At 61.7% G+C, this 21,406-nt stretch carries 20 protein-coding genes; 15 read left to right on the forward strand and 5 right to left on the reverse strand.

Features of this window, described 5'->3' with window-relative positions:
• Window positions 1-2: 2 nt before the first annotated feature.
• Together ANTHELSMS3_RS12000 and ANTHELSMS3_RS12005 are read left to right on the forward strand one after the other, a co-directional pair.
• Complete coding sequence (locus tag ANTHELSMS3_RS12000; protein ID WP_094035063.1) at window positions 3-773, forward strand: PaaX family transcriptional regulator C-terminal domain-containing protein; 771 nt, start codon at window positions 3-5, stop codon at window positions 771-773.
• A 100-nt stretch (window positions 774-873) separates the two neighbouring features.
• Entirely contained in the window at window positions 874-1,470 is a 597-nt protein-coding gene (locus ANTHELSMS3_RS12005; RefSeq protein WP_094035064.1) for a TetR/AcrR family transcriptional regulator, read from the forward strand.
• Between the two features lie 42 nt (window positions 1,471-1,512).
• Here ANTHELSMS3_RS12005 and ANTHELSMS3_RS12010 read toward each other — a convergent pair whose 3' ends face one another.
• A complete protein-coding gene (locus ANTHELSMS3_RS12010; protein WP_094035065.1) occupies window positions 1,513-2,286 on the reverse strand; it encodes a TIM barrel protein in 774 nt (257 codons plus the stop codon).
• A gap of 610 nt (window positions 2,287-2,896) precedes the next feature.
• Here ANTHELSMS3_RS12010 and ANTHELSMS3_RS12015 point away from each other — a divergent pair.
• Window positions 2,897-3,670, forward strand: a complete 774-nt coding sequence (locus ANTHELSMS3_RS12015) for a FadR/GntR family transcriptional regulator (RefSeq protein ID WP_094037087.1) — start codon at window positions 2,897-2,899, stop codon at window positions 3,668-3,670.
• A gap of 11 nt (window positions 3,671-3,681) precedes the next feature.
• Complete coding sequence (locus ANTHELSMS3_RS12020) at window positions 3,682-4,590, forward strand: glutaminase (RefSeq protein ID WP_198319946.1); 909 nt, start codon at window positions 3,682-3,684, stop codon at window positions 4,588-4,590.
• On the opposite strand, the gene ANTHELSMS3_RS12025 is transcribed toward ANTHELSMS3_RS12020, so the two are convergent.
• Window positions 4,560-5,249, reverse strand: coding sequence for a DUF1028 domain-containing protein (locus ANTHELSMS3_RS12025; protein WP_094035067.1), 690 nt, complete (start codon window positions 5,247-5,249; stop codon window positions 4,560-4,562). The two genes, ANTHELSMS3_RS12020 and ANTHELSMS3_RS12025, sit on opposite strands and share 31 nt — an antisense overlap.
• Before the next feature lie 103 nt (window positions 5,250-5,352).
• Here ANTHELSMS3_RS12025 and ANTHELSMS3_RS12030 point away from each other — a divergent pair, with 103 nt between their 5' ends.
• The 9 genes from ANTHELSMS3_RS12030 (at window position 5,353) to ANTHELSMS3_RS12070 (ending at window position 16,844) form a co-directional block, all read left to right on the forward strand.
• Window positions 5,353-6,930, forward strand: a complete 1,578-nt coding sequence (locus ANTHELSMS3_RS12030) for an ABC transporter substrate-binding protein (protein ID WP_094035068.1) — start codon at window positions 5,353-5,355, stop codon at window positions 6,928-6,930.
• A gap of 144 nt (window positions 6,931-7,074) precedes the next feature.
• Complete coding sequence (locus ANTHELSMS3_RS12035; protein WP_094035069.1) at window positions 7,075-8,022, forward strand: ABC transporter permease; 948 nt, start codon at window positions 7,075-7,077, stop codon at window positions 8,020-8,022.
• Complete coding sequence (locus ANTHELSMS3_RS12040) at window positions 8,019-9,902, forward strand: dipeptide/oligopeptide/nickel ABC transporter permease/ATP-binding protein (RefSeq protein ID WP_094035070.1); 1,884 nt, start codon at window positions 8,019-8,021, stop codon at window positions 9,900-9,902. Before ANTHELSMS3_RS12035 ends, ANTHELSMS3_RS12040 begins: the two co-directional genes overlap by 4 nt.
• Window positions 9,899-10,858, forward strand: coding sequence for an ABC transporter ATP-binding protein (locus ANTHELSMS3_RS12045; RefSeq protein ID WP_094035071.1), 960 nt, complete (start codon window positions 9,899-9,901; stop codon window positions 10,856-10,858). Before ANTHELSMS3_RS12040 ends, ANTHELSMS3_RS12045 begins: the two co-directional genes overlap by 4 nt.
• A 95-nt stretch (window positions 10,859-10,953) precedes the next feature.
• Window positions 10,954-11,571, forward strand: a complete 618-nt coding sequence (locus tag ANTHELSMS3_RS12050; RefSeq protein ID WP_094035072.1) for a TetR/AcrR family transcriptional regulator — start codon at window positions 10,954-10,956, stop codon at window positions 11,569-11,571.
• A 104-nt stretch (window positions 11,572-11,675) separates the two neighbouring features.
• Window positions 11,676-13,256 carry an ABC transporter substrate-binding protein gene (locus tag ANTHELSMS3_RS12055; RefSeq protein WP_094037088.1) on the forward strand — a complete coding sequence of 527 codons (1,581 nt, stop codon included), beginning with the start codon at window positions 11,676-11,678 and terminating at the stop codon, window positions 13,254-13,256.
• 26 nt (window positions 13,257-13,282) lie between these two features.
• Window positions 13,283-14,257, forward strand: coding sequence for an ABC transporter permease (locus ANTHELSMS3_RS12060; RefSeq protein ID WP_094035073.1), 975 nt, complete (start codon window positions 13,283-13,285; stop codon window positions 14,255-14,257).
• Window positions 14,257-15,159, forward strand: a complete 903-nt coding sequence (locus ANTHELSMS3_RS12065) for an ABC transporter permease (RefSeq protein ID WP_094035074.1) — start codon at window positions 14,257-14,259, stop codon at window positions 15,157-15,159. Before ANTHELSMS3_RS12060 ends, ANTHELSMS3_RS12065 begins: the two co-directional genes overlap by 1 nt.
• A complete protein-coding gene (locus tag ANTHELSMS3_RS12070) occupies window positions 15,159-16,844 on the forward strand; it encodes a dipeptide ABC transporter ATP-binding protein (protein ID WP_094035075.1) in 1,686 nt (561 codons plus the stop codon). The genes ANTHELSMS3_RS12065 and ANTHELSMS3_RS12070 overlap by 1 nt, the downstream gene beginning before the upstream one ends.
• Before the next feature lie 12 nt (window positions 16,845-16,856).
• On the opposite strand, the gene ANTHELSMS3_RS12075 is transcribed toward ANTHELSMS3_RS12070, so the two are convergent.
• From ANTHELSMS3_RS12075 to ANTHELSMS3_RS12085, 3 genes are read right to left on the reverse strand one after another with little or no spacing between them, the layout of a single operon-like run.
• Window positions 16,857-17,888 (reverse strand): ABC transporter substrate-binding protein, encoded by a 1,032-nt coding sequence (locus tag ANTHELSMS3_RS12075; protein ID WP_094035076.1) that lies wholly within the window; start codon window positions 17,886-17,888, stop codon window positions 16,857-16,859.
• A complete protein-coding gene (locus ANTHELSMS3_RS12080) occupies window positions 17,861-19,231 on the reverse strand; it encodes a sensor histidine kinase (protein ID WP_094035077.1) in 1,371 nt (456 codons plus the stop codon). The genes ANTHELSMS3_RS12075 and ANTHELSMS3_RS12080 overlap by 28 nt, the downstream gene beginning before the upstream one ends.
• Window positions 19,228-19,893 (reverse strand): response regulator transcription factor, encoded by a 666-nt coding sequence (locus ANTHELSMS3_RS12085; RefSeq protein ID WP_094035078.1) that lies wholly within the window; start codon window positions 19,891-19,893, stop codon window positions 19,228-19,230. Before ANTHELSMS3_RS12085 ends, ANTHELSMS3_RS12080 begins: the two co-directional genes overlap by 4 nt.
• 98 nt (window positions 19,894-19,991) lie before the next feature.
• Here ANTHELSMS3_RS12085 and ANTHELSMS3_RS12090 point away from each other — a divergent pair, with 98 nt between their 5' ends.
• Window positions 19,992-20,957 (forward strand): Bug family tripartite tricarboxylate transporter substrate binding protein, encoded by a 966-nt coding sequence (locus tag ANTHELSMS3_RS12090; protein WP_094035079.1) that lies wholly within the window; start codon window positions 19,992-19,994, stop codon window positions 20,955-20,957.
• Window positions 20,957-21,397, forward strand: coding sequence for a tripartite tricarboxylate transporter TctB family protein (locus ANTHELSMS3_RS12095; RefSeq protein WP_094035080.1), 441 nt, complete (start codon window positions 20,957-20,959; stop codon window positions 21,395-21,397). Before ANTHELSMS3_RS12090 ends, ANTHELSMS3_RS12095 begins: the two co-directional genes overlap by 1 nt.
• The last annotated feature ends 9 nt before the right edge of the window (window positions 21,398-21,406 follow it).

Raw genomic sequence — 21,406 nt, forward strand, 5'->3', positions numbered from 1 at the left:
CGATGGAGGTAGAGACGTTTGCGGCGGCGGTGGCCGATTTGCGGGGGGATGTGTCCCCGCGCGTCTGGTCACTGCTTGTCACTGTCTTTGGCGATCTGGCCCGCGACGGCGCGGCCATCCCAGCCGCGGTTCTGGGGGAAATCACCACGCGCATCGGCATTCGGCCAGAGGCCATGCGCGTTGCCCTGCACCGGCTGCGCAAGGACGGCTGGATCGACAGCACCCGACAGGGCCGCAGCAGCCTGTACCGGCTGACGGCGGAGGGGCGGGCGCAGACGGTGGCGGCCAGCCCCCGCATCTACGCGGTGGACCCGCCATCCGAGACGGCGTTCCTCGTGCTAACTGATCCGTTGTCGCCTCTGGTCTGGTCGGACAAGGACGTCTGGGTCACGCCCCACGCGGTGCTGACGGCGCGTCCGCCGCAAGGGGCTGAGACCTTTGCCACACCTCTGAGCGCCTCACAGCCGTTGCCATGCTGGATAAGGGCGAAAACCTGTGACGAGGCCACGGTGGCGTTGTCAGCAGACTTGGCGGCGAGGCTGGGACGGCTAGAAGACGCGCTGAACCGTGCAGATTTTCTTGATCCGATGCAGACAGCGGCCTTGCGGGTGCTGATTGTCCACAGTTGGCGCCGCATTGTCCTGAAGGCACCGGACCTGCCGGATTTCGTTTTGCCCGACACTTGGGCCGGTCCGGACTGCCGCGCGCGGATGAACAGGTTACTTTGCCGCCTGGCCCGCCCCACGCCCGAGACATTGGCGCAGGTCACATAAGTCAGGCGGATTGGCTTGTCGTGTTGTCACTGACCAATCGGTCAGTTAATTTGTGCTCAAAGCCGCGGGATCGCGCCGGGGCAGGCAGCGAGGAGACACCGTGGCACGCCCCATCGCCAAGGACCACGACGAAAAGCGCGCGCAGATCCTGAACACGGCGGCGCATGTCTTTGCTGTCGAAGGCTATGACCGCGCCTCGATGAACCAGATCGCCGCTGCCTGCGGCATCTCCAAGGCCAATATCTATCACTATTACGCCGGCAAGGACGCGATGCTCTTTGACCTGCTGGACAACTACCTGTCCGAGCTACGCAACCGGGTCTGCGCCCCGCCAGAGGCGGGAACCACGCCAGAGGACCGGCTGTTGCAGACCGTGCGCGCCGTGTTGCGGGCCTATCAGGGGGCGGATGACCATCATAAGGTGCAGGTCTCGGCGCTGGATGCGCTGCCGGAGGACAAACAAAAGGTGTTGCGCGCCTATCAGCGCGACATGGTGGCCCACCTGTCTGGCATTCTGTCGGAGGTGTCGCCAGACGATCTGGGCCGTGATGCGCGCAAACTGCGCTCTGTTACCATGTCAGTATTCGGGATGCTGAACTGGTACTACATGTGGAATTCTGGCGCGGGCAGCGAGGCCCGTGAAGACTACGCGCAGCTTGTCACCAACCTGGCGCTCAAGGGGTTGCATGGGTTGTAAGGGCCAAGCGGGGGCGTTCAGGCTTCTCGGTCTCTGTATGTGTCAAACCGCAAAGGCAACGCGAAACGCCTCCAGCGCCGTTTCGGGATCGCCTTTGGCATAGCCTTCGAAACCGACCGGTCCGTCATAGCCCATATCGTGCAGGGCACGGGCAATAACCGGCCAGTTCATTTCTCCCGTGCCCGGCTCGAACCGGCCGGGGTTATCGGCGACCTGCACCTCACCGATCCACGGCAGGCAGGCCTCGGCCCAGCGGATCACGTCGCCTTCGCCGATCTGTGTATGATAAAGATCAAGGTTGATCCGCAGCTGCGGCCGGTTGACGGTCGAGACCAGCGATAACACGTCACCTGTTGTGTTGAACGGACAGCCGGGGTGTTCCCTCAGGTTGAGGTTTTCCAGCGTAAACGTGACACCCTCTTCCTCGGCCATGTCGCAGATCCGGTGCAGCGTGTCACGCGCGCGCAGCCACATGCCGGGCGCAACGTGGTCCCTGTGCTGAACCGGAAGACCCATGTCGCCCAGCCCGGTGCCGTGCAGGTTCAGCCGATCAACGCCCAGCCGTTTGCCCACCTGCGCCGTCTCACGCGCGGATGTCAGCAACAGGTCGGCGCCCTCGGCATCTGCCAACCGCCCCTCCAGATATCCGTTCATGATGGTGAAATGCGCGCCGGTCTTTGCCAGCGCGTCCAGATCCCATTCAGGCCAGTTCCAAAGGCCGACGCCAAAGCCCATTTCGTGCAGACGCGCGGCGCGCCAGGCGATGGGTTTGTCCTGCCATAGCATTTCGGCGCATGCCGCAAGTTGAAAGCTCATCTCAGTTGTCCTGTGGTTTCAAGTCAGCCGGGGAGACCGGCAAGTCGTGTTGCGGCAAGGCGACAGATTTTTTCAGCCATTTGCACGCGGTCAGCATCATGTCCTCATGTTGGGTCGACGGTCGTCCGCAGACGATTGCAGTATTGTCGGTTCCGCTGCTTACCATGGTCGATCCCAAGGGTGATGCACACAGTCGAGGGTTTTGATCACAGCGGTCCTCACTCTTGTCCTCAGGGTGTTCTGTTGCAAAGGGCTGCTGGCAAGATGCCAGCGGTAGGCGTCAGGTCAAATGTCTCGACAGGTCATTCTTGATGTGAAACGCCTCAGCTTTACATGACGGGACAGGCCTTACCTGTCGGATCGGGATGTCGTTGGGGCGGCGGCGGCTATGATAGCCGTACGTCAAAATCCGCCGTTTTATTGCCAATCTGTTCTTTCCTTGCGAAGAAAGGTGGAGCCTTTGCAGGTGGTCCTTCGCCTTGAGTTTGTGGGTTCGAAACGGTTTGTGTGTCCAAAACCCCCATGGTCAGTGCCGATCTGCGCATTGCCTCTTGAATTGATCATGATGAATTGGTTGCATCGGTGGGATGCCGACACACCGCAGTTTCTCATGACGAATCTCAAGGGCCCGGGGCCCCTGACACAGGGCCGTGCCCGCCGGTCGCGCCCCGTTCTGGTGGCGGACGCGATCAAGGACTGGGTGGTGGAGCGTGGGTTACAGCCGGGCGACCGATTGCCCGGTGAGGCCGATCTGATCGCCCGGTTCGCCATGTCCAAAGGGACAATCCGCGAAGCGATGCGCCTGTTGCAGGCGCAAGGGTTGGTAGTGACCAAGACCGGGCCGGGCGGCGGCAGCTTTGTCGGTGAGGTCGGCAAGGACCGCGCCCATGCGTTGCTGGGCAACTACTTCTACTTCCGAAATATTTCCATTGATGACATCTATCAGGTGCGGATTGCGTTGGAACCCGACCTCGCCGCATCATTGGCCGGGCGGCTGAGCGTGGACCAACTGGCGGAACTGGACCAGATCATGACCGCCTATGCTGCCCCCGCCGCTGACGCCGAAGAAGAACGCGCCCAGCATGTTGCCTCACTGAAATTTCATGCGCGGTTGGCAGAGTTTGCGGACAATGCGTTGTTGGGGTTCATCATCGGTTTCATGGCGCAGATTCTTGCGGATTTGACAGTCTACAAACGCTTGTATTCCAAACCGAACCATGAGTTGTGGAAGCAAGGACGTGACCATCAGGCCGGGCTGGTGTCCGCGCTCCGTGACGGCGATGCCGAGGCCGCGCGCGCAATCATGCGCGAGCACATGCAGATGGCCCGCCGCCTGATGGAAGATCAGGAGGCGGTGGTCATGAAACGCTTCATGGCGGAATAGCGGTGCAGGGGCTGGCAGAGGAACTACGGCGTCTGGTGGCCGAGGCGCGAACAGCGCAGGACTGGGGTGCGCCTGCGGACTACATCCCGGAACTGGCCAAGGTGGACCCAGAGCAGGTGGGTGTTGCGGTCTGTCTGGCCGATGGGCAAGAGATCGGGGCAGGGGACGCGGACGTGCCCTTTTCGATCCAGAGTATCTCAAAGGTGTTCTCATTGGCTGCCGTGCTGGGCCGTCTGGGCGATGACCTTTGGCGGCGGGTCGGGCGCGAGCCGTCGGGCACCGCCTTTGACAGCATCTTTCTGCTGGAGCAGGAACAGGGGCGGCCGCGTAATCCGTTCATCAATGCGGGGGCCTTGGTGACGACCGATGCGCTGCTGGGGGGACGTGAGCCGCGTCAGGCGCTGTCAGAGATCATGTATCTGGTGCGCGCGGCGGCAGAGGATGACGACATCCATATCGACAAGGCGGTGGCAGAGTCAGAAAAGGCCACGGCGAGCCGCAATACGTCCTTGCTCTACTACCTGAAATCTCACGACAATCTGAGATGTCCGCCAGAGATGGTTCTGGGCACCTACGCCCATCAATGCGCTATTGAGATGACCTGCCACCAGTTGGCGCGGTCGGGTCGGATGTTGGCTATGATACCGGGGGCTCCGGCGATGATCTCGTCACACAGGGCGCGGCGTATCAATGCCCTGATGATGACCTGCGGGCAGTATGATGGATCGGGAAACTTTGCTTTTCGCGTCGGTCTTCCGGGAAAAAGCGGGGTAGGGGGCGGCATTCTGCTGGTTGCGCCGGGGCGGGCCTCGATCGCGGTATGGTCGCCGGGGTTGGACGGCTACGGCAATTCCAAGGTTGGAACCTGGCTGGCCGAAAGGATCGCAGATTACACAGGCTGGTCGGTTTTTGCCCCATAAGGCGCGGCGCGCTCTGGCTCGTTCAGGGTCGGGACAAGAACCGCCCAGTCGGCATAGTCGCCGGTCGTGGCGCGGTCATGTAGCGCGCGCAGATCATCCAGCGGGGTTGGTGAATAATCGATCCGTAGCGTCAACGGAGCCATGTCGCGGCCCACGATCAATAAAGCCGCCGACAGTAGACCCCGGCTGTCGCCGCCCGCCGCAAATGCGGCGTCCAGCGCCGCCATCAGGCGCAGGTCCAACGATCCCTGCGCGTCCTGATAGCCCGCTAGGGCGGCATCCAGAACCGCCTCAGAAGACAGCAAGTTGCCGGTAACGATCACTCCGTCGCCCTGACGTGCGCCCGCTGTCGCGATGCTGTCCGCGCCGGTGAAATGACCCACACCACCCTTTGGGTCCAGCGTCGCCAACTGGCGATGCCCGCGCCCGCTGTCGACCTTTGTCACCTGATCCGCAGCGTCTTGCGCGCTGGTTCCGGCCTTCATCAGCGCCAGTGTGTCGGTCCCCCACATGGTCGATGGCAGCGATCCTTGCGAGGCGGACATCCCCGATTCGGCATCGCCGTGCAGCACCCAGCCCCCGACGCACAGACTGCCGGTTGTGGCAGCACCGCCGTAAAGGCCTGATTTTTCATCGTAGGCCATGATCGAAATCGTCATGTGCGGGCCTCCTGATCATGAGACTTGAATTTATCATGAAAATTTGGCCTGATGCAATTTATCATGAAAAATAAAAATCAAAGACAACAGCGGAGGTAACGCAATGTCGCTCATTTCAATTACGCGTCGCGGGGTGTTGGCCGCCGGGACGGCGCTTGCGCTTTCCATCGGCGCGATGTCGGGCGCACTGGCGCAGTCGCCGCCGGGGGTTCTGATTGTCGGCCAGATCGCCGAACCCAAGTCACTTGACCCATCGGCCATCACCGCACTCAATGATTTCCGGATCGCCTTCAACGTCTATGACGGTCTGGTGCGCTACAAGGACGGCACGCTGGAAGTGGAACCGGCGCTGGCGACCGATTGGACCATCTCCGAGGACGGCACCGAATACACTTTTAACCTGCGCGAGGGCGTCAGCTTTCACGATGGCAGCCCCTTCACTGCCGAGGCGGTGAAATTCACGTTCGACCGGATGTTGAAGGAAGATCATCCCTATTACGACACCGGGCCATTCCCGCTGAGCTTTATGATGGGCGCGATCAGCGCGGTCGACGTGGTGGATGATCTGACGGTGAAATTCACTCTGAACGAACCCTACGCGCCGTTCCTGTCCAACCTCGCCTATTCGCCCGGTCTGATCGTGTCGATGGAAGGTGTGAAACAACACGGGGCGGAATTCGGTCGCAACCCCGCCGGCACCGGCCCGTTCAAATTTGCCGAATGGCGCTCGAACGAGGCGGTGGTGGTCGAGGCCAACGCCGATTACTGGGACGGCGCGCCGGAATTGCAGGCGATTGTCTTCCGCCCCATCACCGACGCCAACACCCGCACCGCCGAGATGCTGGCCGGTGGGATCGACCTGATGGTCGAAGTGCCGCCCGTAGCGCTGTCGGAGTTTCAGGGCGACGCCTATACCGTGCATGAGCAGGCCGGGCCGCACGTCTGGTTCCTGATCCTGAACGCCAAAGAAGGCCCCTTTGCGGACAAGCTGGTTCGGCAGGCGGCAAACTATGCGATCAACAAGACCGCGCTGGTGGATGAGGTGCTGGAAGGTACTGCCGCCGTCGCCGCAGGGCCGACGCCGCCGGCCTTTGCCTGGGCCTATAACGAGGATCTGGAGCCCTATCCCTACGACCCGGAAAAGGCCAGGGAACTGCTGGCTGAGGCCGGTGTCGAGGGCGCGGAACTGACGTTCTATGTGACCGAAGGCGGATCGGGCATGTTGGACCCGATTGCGATGGGCACGGCCATTCAGGCGGATCTTGAGGCCGTGGGGTTCGACGTCAAGATCGAGACCTACGAGTGGAACACCTTCCTTGGTAACGTGAACCCGGGGCTGGAAGGCAAGGCAGACATGGCCGAGATGGCCTGGATGACCAATGACCCCGATACGTTGCCTTTCCTCGCCCTGCGGACCGAGGCGTGGCCGGACAAGGGCGGGTTCAACTCTGGTTATTATTCCAACCCGAAGGTTGACGAATTGCTGGAGGCTGCCCGTGTCGCCACCGATCAGGACGAACGCGCGCGTCTTTATAAGGAAATGCAGGTGATTGTGCAGGAAGATGCGCCTTGGGTCTTTGTCGCGAACTGGAAACAGAACGCGGTGACCAGTGACAAGGTCGAAGGGTTCTCTTTGCAGCCGTCGTTCTTTTTGCTGCTGGATGACGTTGTGAAAAACTGATCGCATTGCGGTCCGGGCCGGGCATCGAGCCCGGCCCGGACCGGCGGGGGCTCTGCCCCCGAAGCGCGCCTTGGGGCGCGCACCCCCGGGATATTTCTGGACAGAAGAAGGCCGGGGCAGTGGGTTTCGAAGTGGAGGGCGCGCATGGGGCGCTATATCCTGCGGCGACTGATATCGGCAGTGCCGGTGCTTTTGGGCATCACGGTGATCGTTTTTGCGATCATGGCGCTGATCCCGGGTGATCCGGCAACGGCGATCCTCGGCAGCTACGCCACGCCTGAGAATGTCGAAAAGCTGAACCGGGATCTGGGGTTGGACAAGCCTTTGGTCGCGCAGTATTTCATTTGGCTGGGCAATATGGTGCAGGGTGATTTCGGCACCAGTTTTTCTTTGAACCGTCCGGTGATCGACGAAGTGCTAGAGCGGTTCAACGCGACGCTGATTTTGGCTGGAACCGCCTTTGTGATTTGTTCCGTGCTGGGGATCGCGGCGGGCGTGGTCTCGGCGGCCAACCAGTATGGCTGGGGTGACAAGGCGATCACCTTTGTGGTGTTGCTGGGCATTTCGATCCCGTCATTTTTCCTTGGCATGATGATGATCCTCTATTTTGCTGTGAACCTGCGGCTGTTCCCGGTGTCGGGCATGTGGCCGATTTATGGGACGCGGGACATCTGGGCCTTGTTGGATCACCTTGTGTTGCCGGCCAGTGCGCTGGCGGTGGTGGCGACCGGTGTGATTGCGCGCCTGTCACGCTCTGCCATGCTGGAGGTGTTGCGGCAGGATTTCATCCGCACCGCGCGCGCCAAGGGCGTGCATGAGCGTGGGGTGATCTGGCGGCATGCCTTGCGGGCGGCGATGGTGTCGATCATTCCGGTTCTGGGCATTCAGGCGGGCTTTGTTCTGTCGGGGGCGGTTTACATCGAGATCGTCTTTCAGTGGCCCGGAGTGGGGCGGATGCTGGTCGATGCGATCCTCAAGCGGGACATCCTGTTGGTGCAGGGCGGCGTGGTCTTTGTTGCGGCCTGCTATGTGATGTTCAACATTCTCGTAGACGTGGCGCAAAGCCTGCTGGACCCGAGGATCAAGACATGACCGGGTTTCTCAAGCTGTTGGCGCGCAACCGCTTGGCGCTGGCGGGTGGGATCGTTCTGTTACTGGTTGTGCTGCTGGCGCTGGTGACACCGCTGTTGCCGCTGGCAGAGCCGAATGTCACCAATACCTCGGCGCGGTTTCAGCGGCCGTTTTCCGATGGCGCACTGTTGGGCACCGATCACCTTGGCCGCGATCTGCTCTCGCGGCTGTTGTGGGGGACGCGGCTGTCTCTGGCGGTGGGTTTTGCCGCTGCTGTCGTCGCGGCTACGTTGGGGGCCGCTATCGGCATCATCGCGGGGTACTATGGCGGGCGGACCGACAACCTGATCATGCGCGGTGTCGATATGCTGATGGCTTTCCCCTATATCCTGCTGGCGCTGGCGATTGTGGCGGCTCTTGGCCCCGGTCTGTTCAATGCACTGATTGCGGTGGCGGCGGTCAATGTGCCGTTCTTTGCCCGCAACATTCGCGGCATTACCGTGGGCATCGCCCATAAGGAGTTTGTGGACGCCGCGCGTCTGGCGGGGCTGTCGAACACCAAGATTATCCTGACGGAAATCCTGCCCAACGTGGTGCCGGTGATCGTGATTGCCATGTCCACCACTATCGGCTGGATGATCCTTGAAACCGCCGGGCTGTCGTTCCTGGGCCTTGGTTCGCAGCCACCGCAGGCGGATCTGGGGTCGATGCTGGGAGAGGCGCGCTCTGCCCTGATCACCAACCCGCATACATCCGTGGTGCCGGGGGTGATGATCCTGATCATCGTCATGGCGATCAACTTGTTGGGGGACGGGGTGCGGGATGCTCTGGACCCAAGGTTGAAAAGCGGCGCGCTGTCTCGGCCCATGGCCTCGACCATGGTCAGGCGGCGTGATCCTGTGCCCGCACCGGAGGGTAAAGGCCTGCTGGAGGTGCAGGCGTTACAGACCCAGTTCCATGTTCGCGACCGGATTTATCGCGCGGTGGGCGGCGTGTCGCTGCATGTCAAACCGGGCGAGTGCCTAGGCATCATTGGCGAAAGTGGATCGGGGAAATCGGTCACCGCGCTGTCTGTCATGGGGTTGGTGGCCTCACCCCCCGGTGTGATCACCGGCGGGTCGGTGCGCTATGACGGTGAGGATCTGATTGGCGCGCCTTATCGCAAGTTGCGCGATATGCGCGGGCGCAACGTCGCCTACATCTTTCAGGACCCGCAAGCCACGCTGCACCCGCTCTACCGTATCGGCGACCAGTTGATAGAGGCGATCCGGGCGCATCATGGCATCGGGCGGTCCGAGGGGCAGGCGCGCGCAATCGAGTTGCTTAAGGCGGTGCGCATTCCGAATGCCGAACAGCGGCTGACCGATTTTCCGCATGAGATGTCGGGCGGCATGCGGCAGCGTGTTGGCATCGCTATGGCACTGGCCAATGATCCCGACATCATCATTGCGGATGAGCCGACGACCGCGTTGGACGTGACCGTTCAGGCGCAGATCCTGTCGCTGCTGGACGATCTGCGCCGCTCACGCGGGCTGGCCATCATCTTTATCACCCATGATTTTGGCGTGGTCGGGCAGCTTTGCGATCGAGTCGCGGTCATGTATGCCGGGCGGATCGTCGAAGAGGGGCCGACGCAATCGGTGCTGGAAACCCCGACCCACCCCTATACTACGCGGCTCATGGCATGCGTCCCGGAACTGGGCGGCGGCAGGCGGCGGCTGGAGGCGATCCCGGGCTTGCCTCCGGTGGTCGACAAACTGCCCGAGGGCTGTGCCTTTGCCGATCGCTGTGACCGGGTGCAGGCCGACTGTCGCGCGGGCGAAATTGTGTTGGAACGCCAAGGGACGCGTGCCGTGCGCTGCCTGCATCCCGTGACCCCGCTGACGGAGGCCGCCGAATGACGGATGCGCTGACACTGACCGACCTGTCCAAAAGTTTCCCCGTGGGGCGCGGGCTTTTCGGTGCGCCCAAGGCCTCGGTCAAGGCGGTGCACCCGATCACGCTGACCGTAGCGCAGGGCGAGACGCTGGGCATCGTGGGAGAGTCGGGCTGTGGCAAGTCCACGCTGGCGCGGATGCTGGTGGGGCTACTGGAGCCGACAACTGGCACGATCGAAATCGACGGCGCGGCGCTGGACAATGCCGATCCGGCGCTGTTCGGAAAACGCATTCAGTATGTGTTTCAGGACCCGATCTCATCGCTGAACCCGCGCAAGACCATCCGCCAGATCATCGAGGCGCCTCTGATCCATCTGTATGGCATGGACAAGGCGCAGCGGGCGCGGCGCATCGCCGAGATTTTCGCCAGCGTGAACCTGCGCGAAGAGTTCCTTGACCGCTATCCGCATGAGTTTTCGGGCGGGCAGGCACAGCGGATCGGCATTGCCCGCGCGCTGGCGGCGCAGGCCAACATCTTGATCCTCGATGAACCCGTTTCGGCACTGGATGTATCGGTGCAAGCACAGGTGTTGAACCTGCTGGCGGATCTGAAACGCGAATTCGGCCTGACCTATCTGTTCATCAGCCATGACCTTGCGGTGGTTGAGGCGGTGAGCGACCGGATCGCGGTGCTGTATTTTGGGTCCGTTGTGGAACTTGGCCCGGCAGAGGATATCTTTCGCGCGCCGCGTCATCCTTATACGAAACTGCTGGCCGACAGTGCGCCGGTGGTTGGCCGTCCTCTGACGGCGCCCGAAGGGCGTGAGACCGAACTGCCCGATCCGTTGAACCCGCCCAAGGGCTGTGCCTTTGCGGCCCGTTGCCCGCGTGCCAGCGACCGGTGCCGATCAGAGGTGCCGGTGCTGGAAGGGCAGGGCGCTGTGCAAGCGGCTTGCTTTCATCCGTTAGTCACCGACTAGACGTGATGCCGCCAGGGCGTTGCCCGGCAACGGTGCGCTGACCTCACGCACATTCCAAATTTGCGCCAAACGGAAGGGGCAGTTACAAAAGGCACATGACGCTTGCCCACACAAAACGCGGTCCCGGACGTCCGCGCAGCTTTGACAATGGCGCCGCATTGGAGGCCGCGATGCGGTGCTTTTGGTCGCGGGGCTATGCCCGCGCAACCATGGGCGTGCTCAGCCGTGAAATGTCCGTGCCGCGCGCCAGCCTCTATGCCCATTTCGGCGATAAGAACGGGCTGTTTCTGTTGGCAATTGACCACTATGCGCGCTCGCGAAGCTCCAAGGCGTTGGCGCACCTGACCGGGCAGGGCAATGCCTTTGCCGAGATTACCGGTTTTTTCGAGGCCGCGATCACCTTGGTGTCTTCGGATCCCGAAACACCGGGTTGTCTGATTGCCTGCGTCCTGTCCGAAGCCGCAACTGTCGATAACCGGTTCCAAGAGGTGCTGGCGGGCAAAACGCATACATTGGAACAGTGGCTGGCGCACTGCCTTCGGGCCTCGGGTGGCGGCCTGCCGGAAGAGGATATTCGCGCGCGCGCCGGAGTTCTGGCCGCCACGGTGCGCGGGCTTGCGATCAGCGCCCGGTCGGGCACCCCGGCGGATAAATTGCGGGCGACAGCGCGCATGGCCACCCGTCTGGCGTGTGGATCTGCGCCACGCGATTGATCACGCTGCTGTCAGCGCGGACCGGTCGGTGCTTGACCCTGAGCGGCACGGCTGGTCTGAAGGAGTTTCAGAACGCTCGGACAAAAAACAACAGGGACACCCTCATGACACCCTTTTCTCTTTGGCGCACCAGCGCCCTTGTCGGCACTCTGCTGCTGGGTACACATGCCGCGCAAGCCGAAACCTTTCGCTGGGCCTCGGCCACCGATCCGCAAACGATGGACCCGCATGCGGTCAGTTCTGCCCCGGTGCTGTCCTTTCTGAACAATGTCTACGAAGGTCTGGTGCGCAGGGACCGCGACATGTCTATCGAGGGCTCACTGGCCGAAAGCTGGGAACCGCTGGCAGATGAGGACGGCTGGCGTTTCAAGCTGCGTCAGGGCGTAACCTTTGCCGATGGGGCGGAGTTTACCGCCGAAGACGTGCTGTTCAGCTATCAGCGCGCCTCCAGTGAAGAGTCAGATGTCCGGTCGTGGTTTGCGCCTGTGACAGAGGTTCGCGTAGTTGACGATTTCACCGTCGATTTCATCACCAGCGCGCCGAACCCGCTTTTCCCCGACAGCATCGCCAACTTTATGATCCTCGACAAAGGCTGGGCCGAGGCGAATGACGCCGCGCTGCCCGCCCGCGACGCTGAGAATTTCGCCACGATCAACGTGAACGGCACCGGCCCGTTTATGGTGCAGTCGCGTGACCCGGGGGTGCAGACCGTTCTGGTGCCCAACCCGAATTGGTGGGGTGAGGTCGAACACAATGTCACCGAAGGCATCTTTACCCCCATCGGCAACCCGGCCACCGGCCTTGCGGCGTTGCTGTCGGGGGAGATCGACTTTATCCAGCCAATCCCGCTGCAGGACGCCGTTCAGGTCGAAGAGCGCGACGGCTACAAGGTGCTAGAGGGTGAAGAAACCCGCGTGATTATGTTCGGCTTTGGCCATGAACATGACACGCTGCTGTATTCCTCGGATGTGACCGATGCCAATCCGTTCAGCGACGTGCGTGTCCGGCAGGCCGCCGCCCATGCGATCAACATGGACGCCATCGACCGTGTGCTGTTCCGGGGTAAGATCGAAGCCGCAAGCCAGTTGGTGCCCGCAGGCATCTCTGGCTATTCGGACGCTCACGCCGATGGCATTCCCTACAACCCGGAACGCGCCAAGGAACTGCTGACAGAGGCGGGCTATCCTGACGGGTTCTCCTTTGGTCTGAAGTGCACCAATGACCGCTACATCAACGACGAGGCGCTGTGCCGCGCCGCCGCGTCGATGTTTGCCGCGGTGGGGCTGGATGCGCAACTCAGCACCGGACCGGTGCGGGACTACTGGCCGCAGCTGCGCGAGGACGATTTCGACATGTTCCTGCTGGGCTGGTCGCCAGGCACCTTTGACGTGGAACACCCGGTCCGCTTTCTGCTGCACAGCCAAGATGATGAGAAAAAACTTGGCTCGTGGAACTTTGGCAACTATTCGAACGCCCGCATTGATGAACTGCTGCCGATGATCCAACAGGAAATCGACCCGGCAAAGCGTCAGGCGATGGTCGATGAGATCGTTCAGATCAGCCAGGATGAGGTCGCCTATATCCCGCTGTACACCCAGCCGTTGATCTGGGCGGCCAAGCAGGGGGTGGACCTGACGCAACGCGCCGACAACTTCTTCCTATTGCGTTGGGTCACGGTCAACTGATCGGGACATAGGCAGGACTTCGGGCGATGGCGCATTTCATTCTGAAACGGCTGATACAGTCGGTTTTTGTTATGCTCGCCGTCGCCTTTCTGGCCTTTTCACTGTTCCGCTTTGTGGGCGACCCGATCAGCCAAATGACCGGGGTGGAAACCTCGGTTCAGGATCAGGACCGCTTGCGCGAGGAATTGGGCCTGAACGATCCCTTTGTCGTCCAGTTCTACCGGTTCACCACCGACATGCTGCGCGGTGATTTCGGATATTCCTATCGCACGCGGCAGCCTGTGGGCGACATGATCGCCAGCCGCATTCCCGCGACGCTGGAACTGGGGATTGTGGCGCTGCTGATCTCTCTGATCGTGGGCATCCCGTCGGGGGTCTATACCGCGCTGCGGCCAAGGGGGATCGCCACGCAGGCGATCCTGATGACCACGCTAGTCGGTGTGTCGATCCCGACCTTTGTCATCGGCATTGCGCTGATCTTTCTTTTTGGGGTGCAACTGGGCTGGCTGCCCACCTTCGGGCGCGGCGGCACAGTCGATCTGGGCGGCTGGACCACCAGTTTCCTGACCGTCGATGGCTGGCGCGCGCTGATCCTGCCGGCCATCACGCTGGGCGTCTACCAGCTGACCCTGACCATGCGCCTTGTCCGGGCCGAGATGATGGAGGTCATGCGCTCTGACTATATCCGTTTTGCGACGGCGCGTGGTATCCCCTATCGGTCATTGCACTACCGCCATGCGCTGGCCAATACGATGGTGCCGGTGATTACCATCATCGGGCTGCAATTTGGCGGCGTTATCGCCTTTTCCATCGTCACCGAAAGCGTCTTTCAATGGCCGGGCATGGGCCTTTTGTTCCTTGAATCGATCCGTTTCGTCGATATCCCGGTCATGGGGGTTTACCTCGTCGTTATCGCCTTTTTCTTTGTGCTGGTGAACATGGCAGTGGACTTGCTGTATCTTGCCATCGACCCGCGCCTGCGCGTCAAGGAAGCCGCCTAATGCTGGCACGCCTACTAAGGTCCGATGGGATCTACCTGTTCCTGCGCTCGCCCGCTGCCATCGTGGCGGCCATTGTCGCGGTTCTCGTCGTCGGTGGCGCCTTTGCCGCGCCGTGGATTGCGACGTCGAACCCCTATGACCTTGCCAGCTTTTCGCTGATGGACGGGCTGTTGCCACCGGTCTGGCAGGGCGGTGATCCGCGGTTCCTGCTGGGGACGGATGATCAGGGACGCGACATGGTGTCGTCCATCCTGTACGGCGCGCGCCTGTCGCTGACGATTGCGATTATGGCCATGATCATCGCCACAGTGCTGGGTGTCGGCCTGGGCCTTGCCGCCGGGTATTTCGGCGGGCGGTTCGATGCCATCGTCATGCGGATCGCCGATGTCCAACTGGCGCTGCCCGCCATCCTGACGGCCCTGCTGATCGACGGAATCTCTCGCGGGCTGCTGCCTGCCGCGATGCAGGACGACCTGCGCGTTGCAGTCCTGACCCTAGCCATTGCGCTGTCGCTATGGGTGAACTTTGCGCGCACCGCCCGCGCCAGCGTCTTTGTCGAGCGTAACAAGGACTATGTGCAGGCTGCGATGATCATGGGTCAGCACCCGCTGCGCGTGATGCTGCGCCATATCCTGCCCAACATCTTAGGCCCGCTGCTGGTGATCATGACGGTCGATCTAGCCTCTGCCATCCTGCTGGAGGCAACGCTGAGCTTTCTGGGTATCGGTCTGCCTGCGGACAGTCCGTCTTTGGGGACGTTGATCCGTATCGGGATGCAATTCCTGCTGTCGGGCGAATGGTGGATCCTGTGGGTACCTACGCTGTTCCTTGTGGCGCTGGTGGTGTCGATCAATGTGCTGGGTGACTTCCTGCGCGACGTCTTTAACCCGAGGTTGCGTTGATGCTGACCGTTGAAAACCTCACCGTCCAGTTCCCTGGTCGTCATGGCACGTTTACAGCTGTCGAAGATGTGTCGCTGTCCATTGCCCCCGGCGAAATTCACGGGTTGGTCGGCGAAAGCGGCGCGGGAAAATCCACCATCGGCGCGGCAATCATCGGGCTGCTGCAACCGCCGGGATTTGTCGCTGGAGGTTTGATGCAACTGGGCGACACCGACCTGCGCAGCCTGACACCTTCACAGGCACACGCGATGCGTGGGGCGCGTATTTCGATGATCTTTCAGGATCCGCAAACCAGCCTCAATCCGCTGATGACCATCGAGGACCAACTGATCGAGACGATTCAGGCGCATGAGGACATCACCTCGGCCAAGGCCCTCGAACGTGCGGTCGATCTGCTGGAAGAGATCGGCATCGAGGGCGCCGCCAAGCGCATCAAGGCCTATCCGCACCAGTTTTCCGGCGGGATGCGGCAGCGTGTGGTGATCGCGCTGGCGCTGTGCACCAACCCGGAACTGATCATCGCGGACGAACCCACCACCGCGCTGGACGTGGCGGTGCAATCGCAGGTGCTGGACCTGATCCGGCGGTTGGCGCTGACCCGCGACATCGGCTTTCTGCTGATCACCCATGACATCGGCGTGATTGCCCAGATCACCGACAACGTCACGGTCCTGCGCGGGGGCAAGGTGATGGAGACGGGACCAACCGAAAAGGTGCTGCAAGCGCCCGATCACCCCTACACCCAATCGTTGATGGCCGCTGTTCCCCGGCTGGATCGCAAGTTGGACCGCTTTCTGGTTCCCGACAGCGACAAGCCCGCGATGGCCGCGCCGGCCGGAAAATCCGCCGCAGATGCGGAACGCTGGCTGCGTGGCGGTGAACAGGCGCTGGGCGAGGGGCTGGGGATGCATGGGGTCACCGTGCGCTTTACCGGCCCGCGCGAAAGCCTGCTGCGCAAGCCAGACGCCTTTGTCGCACTAGATGACGTGACCATGCAGGTGCGCCCCGGCTCGGTCATGGGGTTAGTGGGCGAAAGCGGATCAGGCAAATCGACTATGGCAAAGGTCCTGACGGGCCTTGTGCAGCCGAGCGAGGGCCGTTTGACGTTGGGCGAAACGCCCTTGCCGTTGGCGCGCCAGCGCGGGCGCAAGGACCCGTCGCGACGCCTGATCCAGATGGTGTTCCAAGACCCGTTCAGCAGCCTGAATTCACGCCACCGGATTGGCGACATCCTGTCGGAACCTCTTTGGCTGTATGGATTGGAGCCGGACAAGGGCAATCGCCGCGACATCGCGGCCGCGATGCTGGACCTGGTCGGCCTTTCTGCGGATGCCATCGACCGTTATCCACACCAATTTTCCGGCGGCCAGCGCCAACGCATTGCCGTGGCGCGGTCGCTGCTGGCACGCCCGCGCGTGCTGATCTGCGATGAGCCGACCAGCGCGCTGGATGTTTCCATTCAGGCGCAGGTGCTGAACCTGTTGAAAGACCTTCAATCCCAGTTTGGCCTGACCATCCTGTTCATCAGTCACAACTTGGCGGTTGTGCGGCAAATGAGCGACGACATCACCGTGCTGAAATCAGGCAAGGTGATCGAGGCGGGCGGATCGGAGGGGTTCTTCACCGCGCCGCAGGCCGACTACAGCCGTGCGCTTTTGGCGCTGACCCCCGGCGTCGCGGCCTGAGCGACGCGCGCGCTATTCCTGAAACAACGAATTTTGCCAGTTGCGCAAAAAGTTCTTGCGCCGCAACTGGTCGAGAAAGACCAGCAAACCCGGACCAAAACGGATGGGTCGCAGAGCGGTGTTTTCACGCAATGCGGTCTGGTCGATGGCGGCAAGCCCTGTGGCTGCAACCAGATCGGGACGCGTCCCGAGGGTGTTGAGAAAATCGATCATCTTTTGCGCGTCCGGCACGTTGCGTGCCGTCACTGGGATCAGAGCAGTGCGCATCATGACATTGGCATAATCCTCCAGCACGACGATCTGGATGCCGACGCCCAAGGCCTGCTGCGAGGCGGCATATGTGCCCAGAACATTGTAGGCCAGCGCCAACTCTCCACTGGCAACGTCGCGGATCATGTCGCCGGAACAGCAGTACAGTTTCGCCTCCAGTCGGCCCATGACCTCCATCAGGCGCCAAAATGCCTGACTGTTGCGGCTGTCTTGCGTCGCCATGAGATAGCCAAAGCCGGAATTGCGGATGTCATAGGTGCCGACCCGCCCCTGAAAACGGTCGGGGTCGGCGCGCAACAGGTCGATCAGGTCATCGCGGGTGCGCGGCGCTGTGCCCGGCGCGAAAAACCTGTCAGACACGACCAGTACGGCCGGTTCCTGCGTGAAGGCAAAAACCTGTTTCCGCCAGTTGGCCCAGTCCGGCAACGCTCCGGGGTTTGCGGCGCTGTAGGTCAGGGCAAAGCCGTCATTGGCCAGTTTGGTTTGCAGATCCATCGCCGAGGATATTGCCAGATCAAAGACCGCGCCTTCGTCTTGCAGGGCGGTCATCAGCTCGGTGGTGCTGGCGATGGTATAGTCAATCGTTATGCCGGGATGGGCCGACTGAAACGCCAGAATGATCGGTTCAAACGCCGCGCGGTCCGTGGTCGAAAGGATGTGCAACTGGCGGATTGCAGGGTCGGCAGGGTAGATAACCCTGTCCTCAACCTCAAACGCGCGCGCGGGCACGACCAGACACGTCCAGATCAGCGCGGCAAGAAAAGCGAGACGCATGCGCCTTGTCCTTTCGGGTTCTCGGTGATTGACAATCTGCCGCCATGGGCGAGCGCGACCTCGTCGGCGATGGTCAGCCCAAGGCCGGAACCGACGATATCGCCCACGTTGGACCCGCGTTGATAGCGTTCTGTCAGGCGCGATATGTCTACACCGCCAAAGCCGCGGCCTTCATCGGTGATCGACAGACAAATCTCATCGCCCTCGGTAACACTGACAAGCACATCACTGTCTGCGGGAGAGTACTTGATGGCGTTGTCCAGAATGTTCAGCAAGGCGGCCTGAAGCAGGATGCCGTCGCCATGAAAGGTCACGGGATGGCCGGGCAGGCTGCGCAGGATCGTGGTGTCCTTCAACTCTGCCGTTGGTGATAGGCGATTGCAGGCCTCCGTGGTCAATTGCACCAGATCCAGCGCATCCCTGGCAAGACTGTCGGCGCGGAATGTCACCATTGCATGGTCCAACATCTGCCCCGCCGAACGGGCGCTTTCGTCGATGGCGCGGATCATCTCGCGGATGGCGGCCTTATGCTCGGGCTTGGTCAGTTTGTGGTGGGTCACCTCGGCCTGCGTGCGGACGGTCGCCAACGGCGTGCGCACGCGATGGGCAGCCTCGGCGATGAAATCCTCTGTCCGCAAGAGCGAAGCGCGCAGCCGCGACATGAAATTGTTGAGCGCGTCGACCAAAGGCACCAGTTCCGTGGGGGTGTCTGTTGTCACCGGGCGCAGATCCTTTGGCCCGCGCCGGGTGACTGCGGCGGTCATTCGGTCGATGGGGGACAGGGCGGATTGTGCGGCCCAGAGGCTAAGCAGCGTGGCCAGAACAAAGAACCCGGCGCCGACCCCTGTGGCAATCGCGGTAATCCGGCGCGACGTTGCGGCCAGCGCTTCACGGGTCTGGGCGACAGCCACATCCGCCCGGATCAGGCTGCCCAGACTGCCAATGGTGCGGCTGACAACGGCCACCCGCACCGTGTCGCCGCGAAAGGTCAAGGTGTCGAACTTTGGTTCCCCGTTGGAGGGGATGTCCGGCGGCAGCGGCAGATCATCGTATCCGGTCAGGGTCTGGCCATCCACGACCACGCGGTAGAACACCCGGTCCTGTCCGACAGACCCAAGCATCGACAACGCCGAATAGGGCAGGTCCAGCGTGACGCCGTCGGCCACGCTTCGCAGGCTGTCCGCCATCGCGGTGGCAGAGGCCGACAGAATGCCGTCCTGCGTGCCTTCGGCGGCACGCTCTGCCACGCTGCGCAGCACCAGAAAAAAGGCCAGCGACAATAGCGCGGCCACACCCGCGAGTTGGAAAAACAACCGACGGCGGATCGACCGGCGTGCCGTCACGCCGCGACCATGCGATAGCCCAACCCGCGCACGGTTTCGATGACCGTACCCGACCCCTCCAGCCGCTTGCGCAGCCTGCCGACGTACACCTCTATCGCGTTTTCGCTGGCCTCATCCGTCAATGAGAACAGTCGGTCCAGCAAATAGGCCTTGGAAAACACCTGACCGGGAGCGTTGAAGAACACCTCAAGCAGTCGTAGTTCACGGTTGCGGAGGGGGATGGAGATACCGGAAAATTGCAGCTCTGCGGTGCTCGAATCAAGGACCGTGCCGGCAAAGCTCTTGCGGTTGTCCGCAGGGCCGCCATGACGCCGCACAACGGCTCGACAGCGGGCTTCGAGTTCGGCGAAATCAAACGGTTTGGTGATGTAATCATCCGCGCCAAGGTCCAGCAGGCCGACTCTGTCTGACACCGCAGACCGGGCCGTGATGACAATGACCGGCGTTTTGTTGGCCGCCTCTCGGTGCTGTTGCAAGAAGTCCCGGCCATCGCCGTCGGGCAACATGATGTCCAGCAAAATCAGATCATATTTCGCCACGGCAATGCAGGCGCTGGCCGCGTCCAGCGTTTCGGCATGATCCACGGCATGGCCATCCAGTTGCAGTCGTTCCATCACCGCGCGCGCCAGCTTGGGACTGTCTTCGATCAGCAGAAACCGCATGTGTGACCTTTTTATGAACGTGACAGGTTGTTGTCAGGTTCAAGTTTTTCTTTAAGCATGTTGGACACGACACAAAGTGTCAAACGGGAGGAGAAAATATGAATAATCACATACTCAAGGCGCTGGTGACCAGCGCCGTAGTTGGCTTTGGCGCGACAGCCGCATATGCGGCAGAGTGCATTGCCCCGGCAAACCCCGGCGGCGGCTGGGATTTCACTTGCCGTCAAATCGGTAAGATCATGTATGACATCGGCGCGGTCGACAAACCCGTTCAGGTCACCAACATGGCTGGCGCCGGTGGCGGTCTTGCGTTTACCCATGTGGTCAGCGAGCGCGGCGATGATGCCGACCTGATCATTGCGGCTTCGTCGGCAACGTCGACCCGGCTGGCGCAGAACGCCTATGCCGGCATGACCGCAGACCAGGTCCGCTTTGTCGGCTCAATCGGTGCCGATCCGGGTGTGATCGTGGTGGCCAAAGACAGCCCCTATCAGTCGCTGACCGATCTGGTCGATGCCATCAAGGCCGAGCCGGGCAAGATCGCCTTTGCGGGCGGCTCTGCCGTTGGGGGCTTTGACCATCTCAAGCCGCTGATGATCCTGCAACGCGCCGGTGTGACCGACGTGCGCGCGATCAAGTATATCGGTGTCGACGGTGGTGCGGATGCCATCACCCAGACCGTGGGGGGCTTTACTCAGGCGATGACGGGCGACATGTCCGAAATCGTCGGCTTTCTGAAGTCGGGCGATGTGCGTGCCATTGCCGTGCTGACCGAAGAACGGGTTCCCGGCTTTGAGGACATCCCGACCGCCAAGGAGCAGGGCATCGACGTGGTCGCTGTGAACTGGCGCGGGCTCTATGTTCCCAAAGACATCAGCGACGAGGACTTCAACAAGTGGGCCGATCGTTTGCAGCAAGTTGCTGACAGCGATGAATGGGCAGAGGCTATGGCGGCCAACGGTCTTGCGCCGTTCACCAAGGTTGGTGCTGATTTCCAGAATTATGTCGATGGTGTCGTGGCTGAAATCCGCACCCTGTCGAAAGAGATCGGGGTGATTCAGTAATGGTTTCAGACCGCATCTTCGGAGCGGTCGTGACCCTGTTGGCGTTGGCATACATTGCCAGCGCCACACAGATTCAGACCAGCTTTCTGGCCGATCCGGTCGGCCCGCGCGTGTTCCCCTATATTGTTGGTGGCGTGGCGGCTATCTGCGGTATCATCGTGGTGCTGCGCCCGAACGAAGACCCTGCATGGCCTGTCCTGCGGACCATGGGCGCGTTGCTTGTCGCTGTGGTGGTTCTGGTGGGCTACGCCTATGCCTTGAAACCGCTGGGCTTTCTGCTGCCAACCGCGATCACGGCGGCGATCCTGAGCTATCAGATCAGCCCGCGCCCCCGCGCTGCAGCGCTGGCCGGTGTCGGCCTGTCGGTCGGGTTGTTCATCATTTTCAAATTCGCGCTGGGTCTTGGCCTGGTTGCGCTGCCGGCCGTCCTGCACGGCTGAGGAATTCGA

The sequence above is a fragment of the Antarctobacter heliothermus genome, from assembly GCF_002237555.1.
In the GTDB taxonomy this organism is placed as follows: Bacteria; Pseudomonadota; Alphaproteobacteria; order Rhodobacterales; family Rhodobacteraceae; genus Antarctobacter; species Antarctobacter heliothermus_B.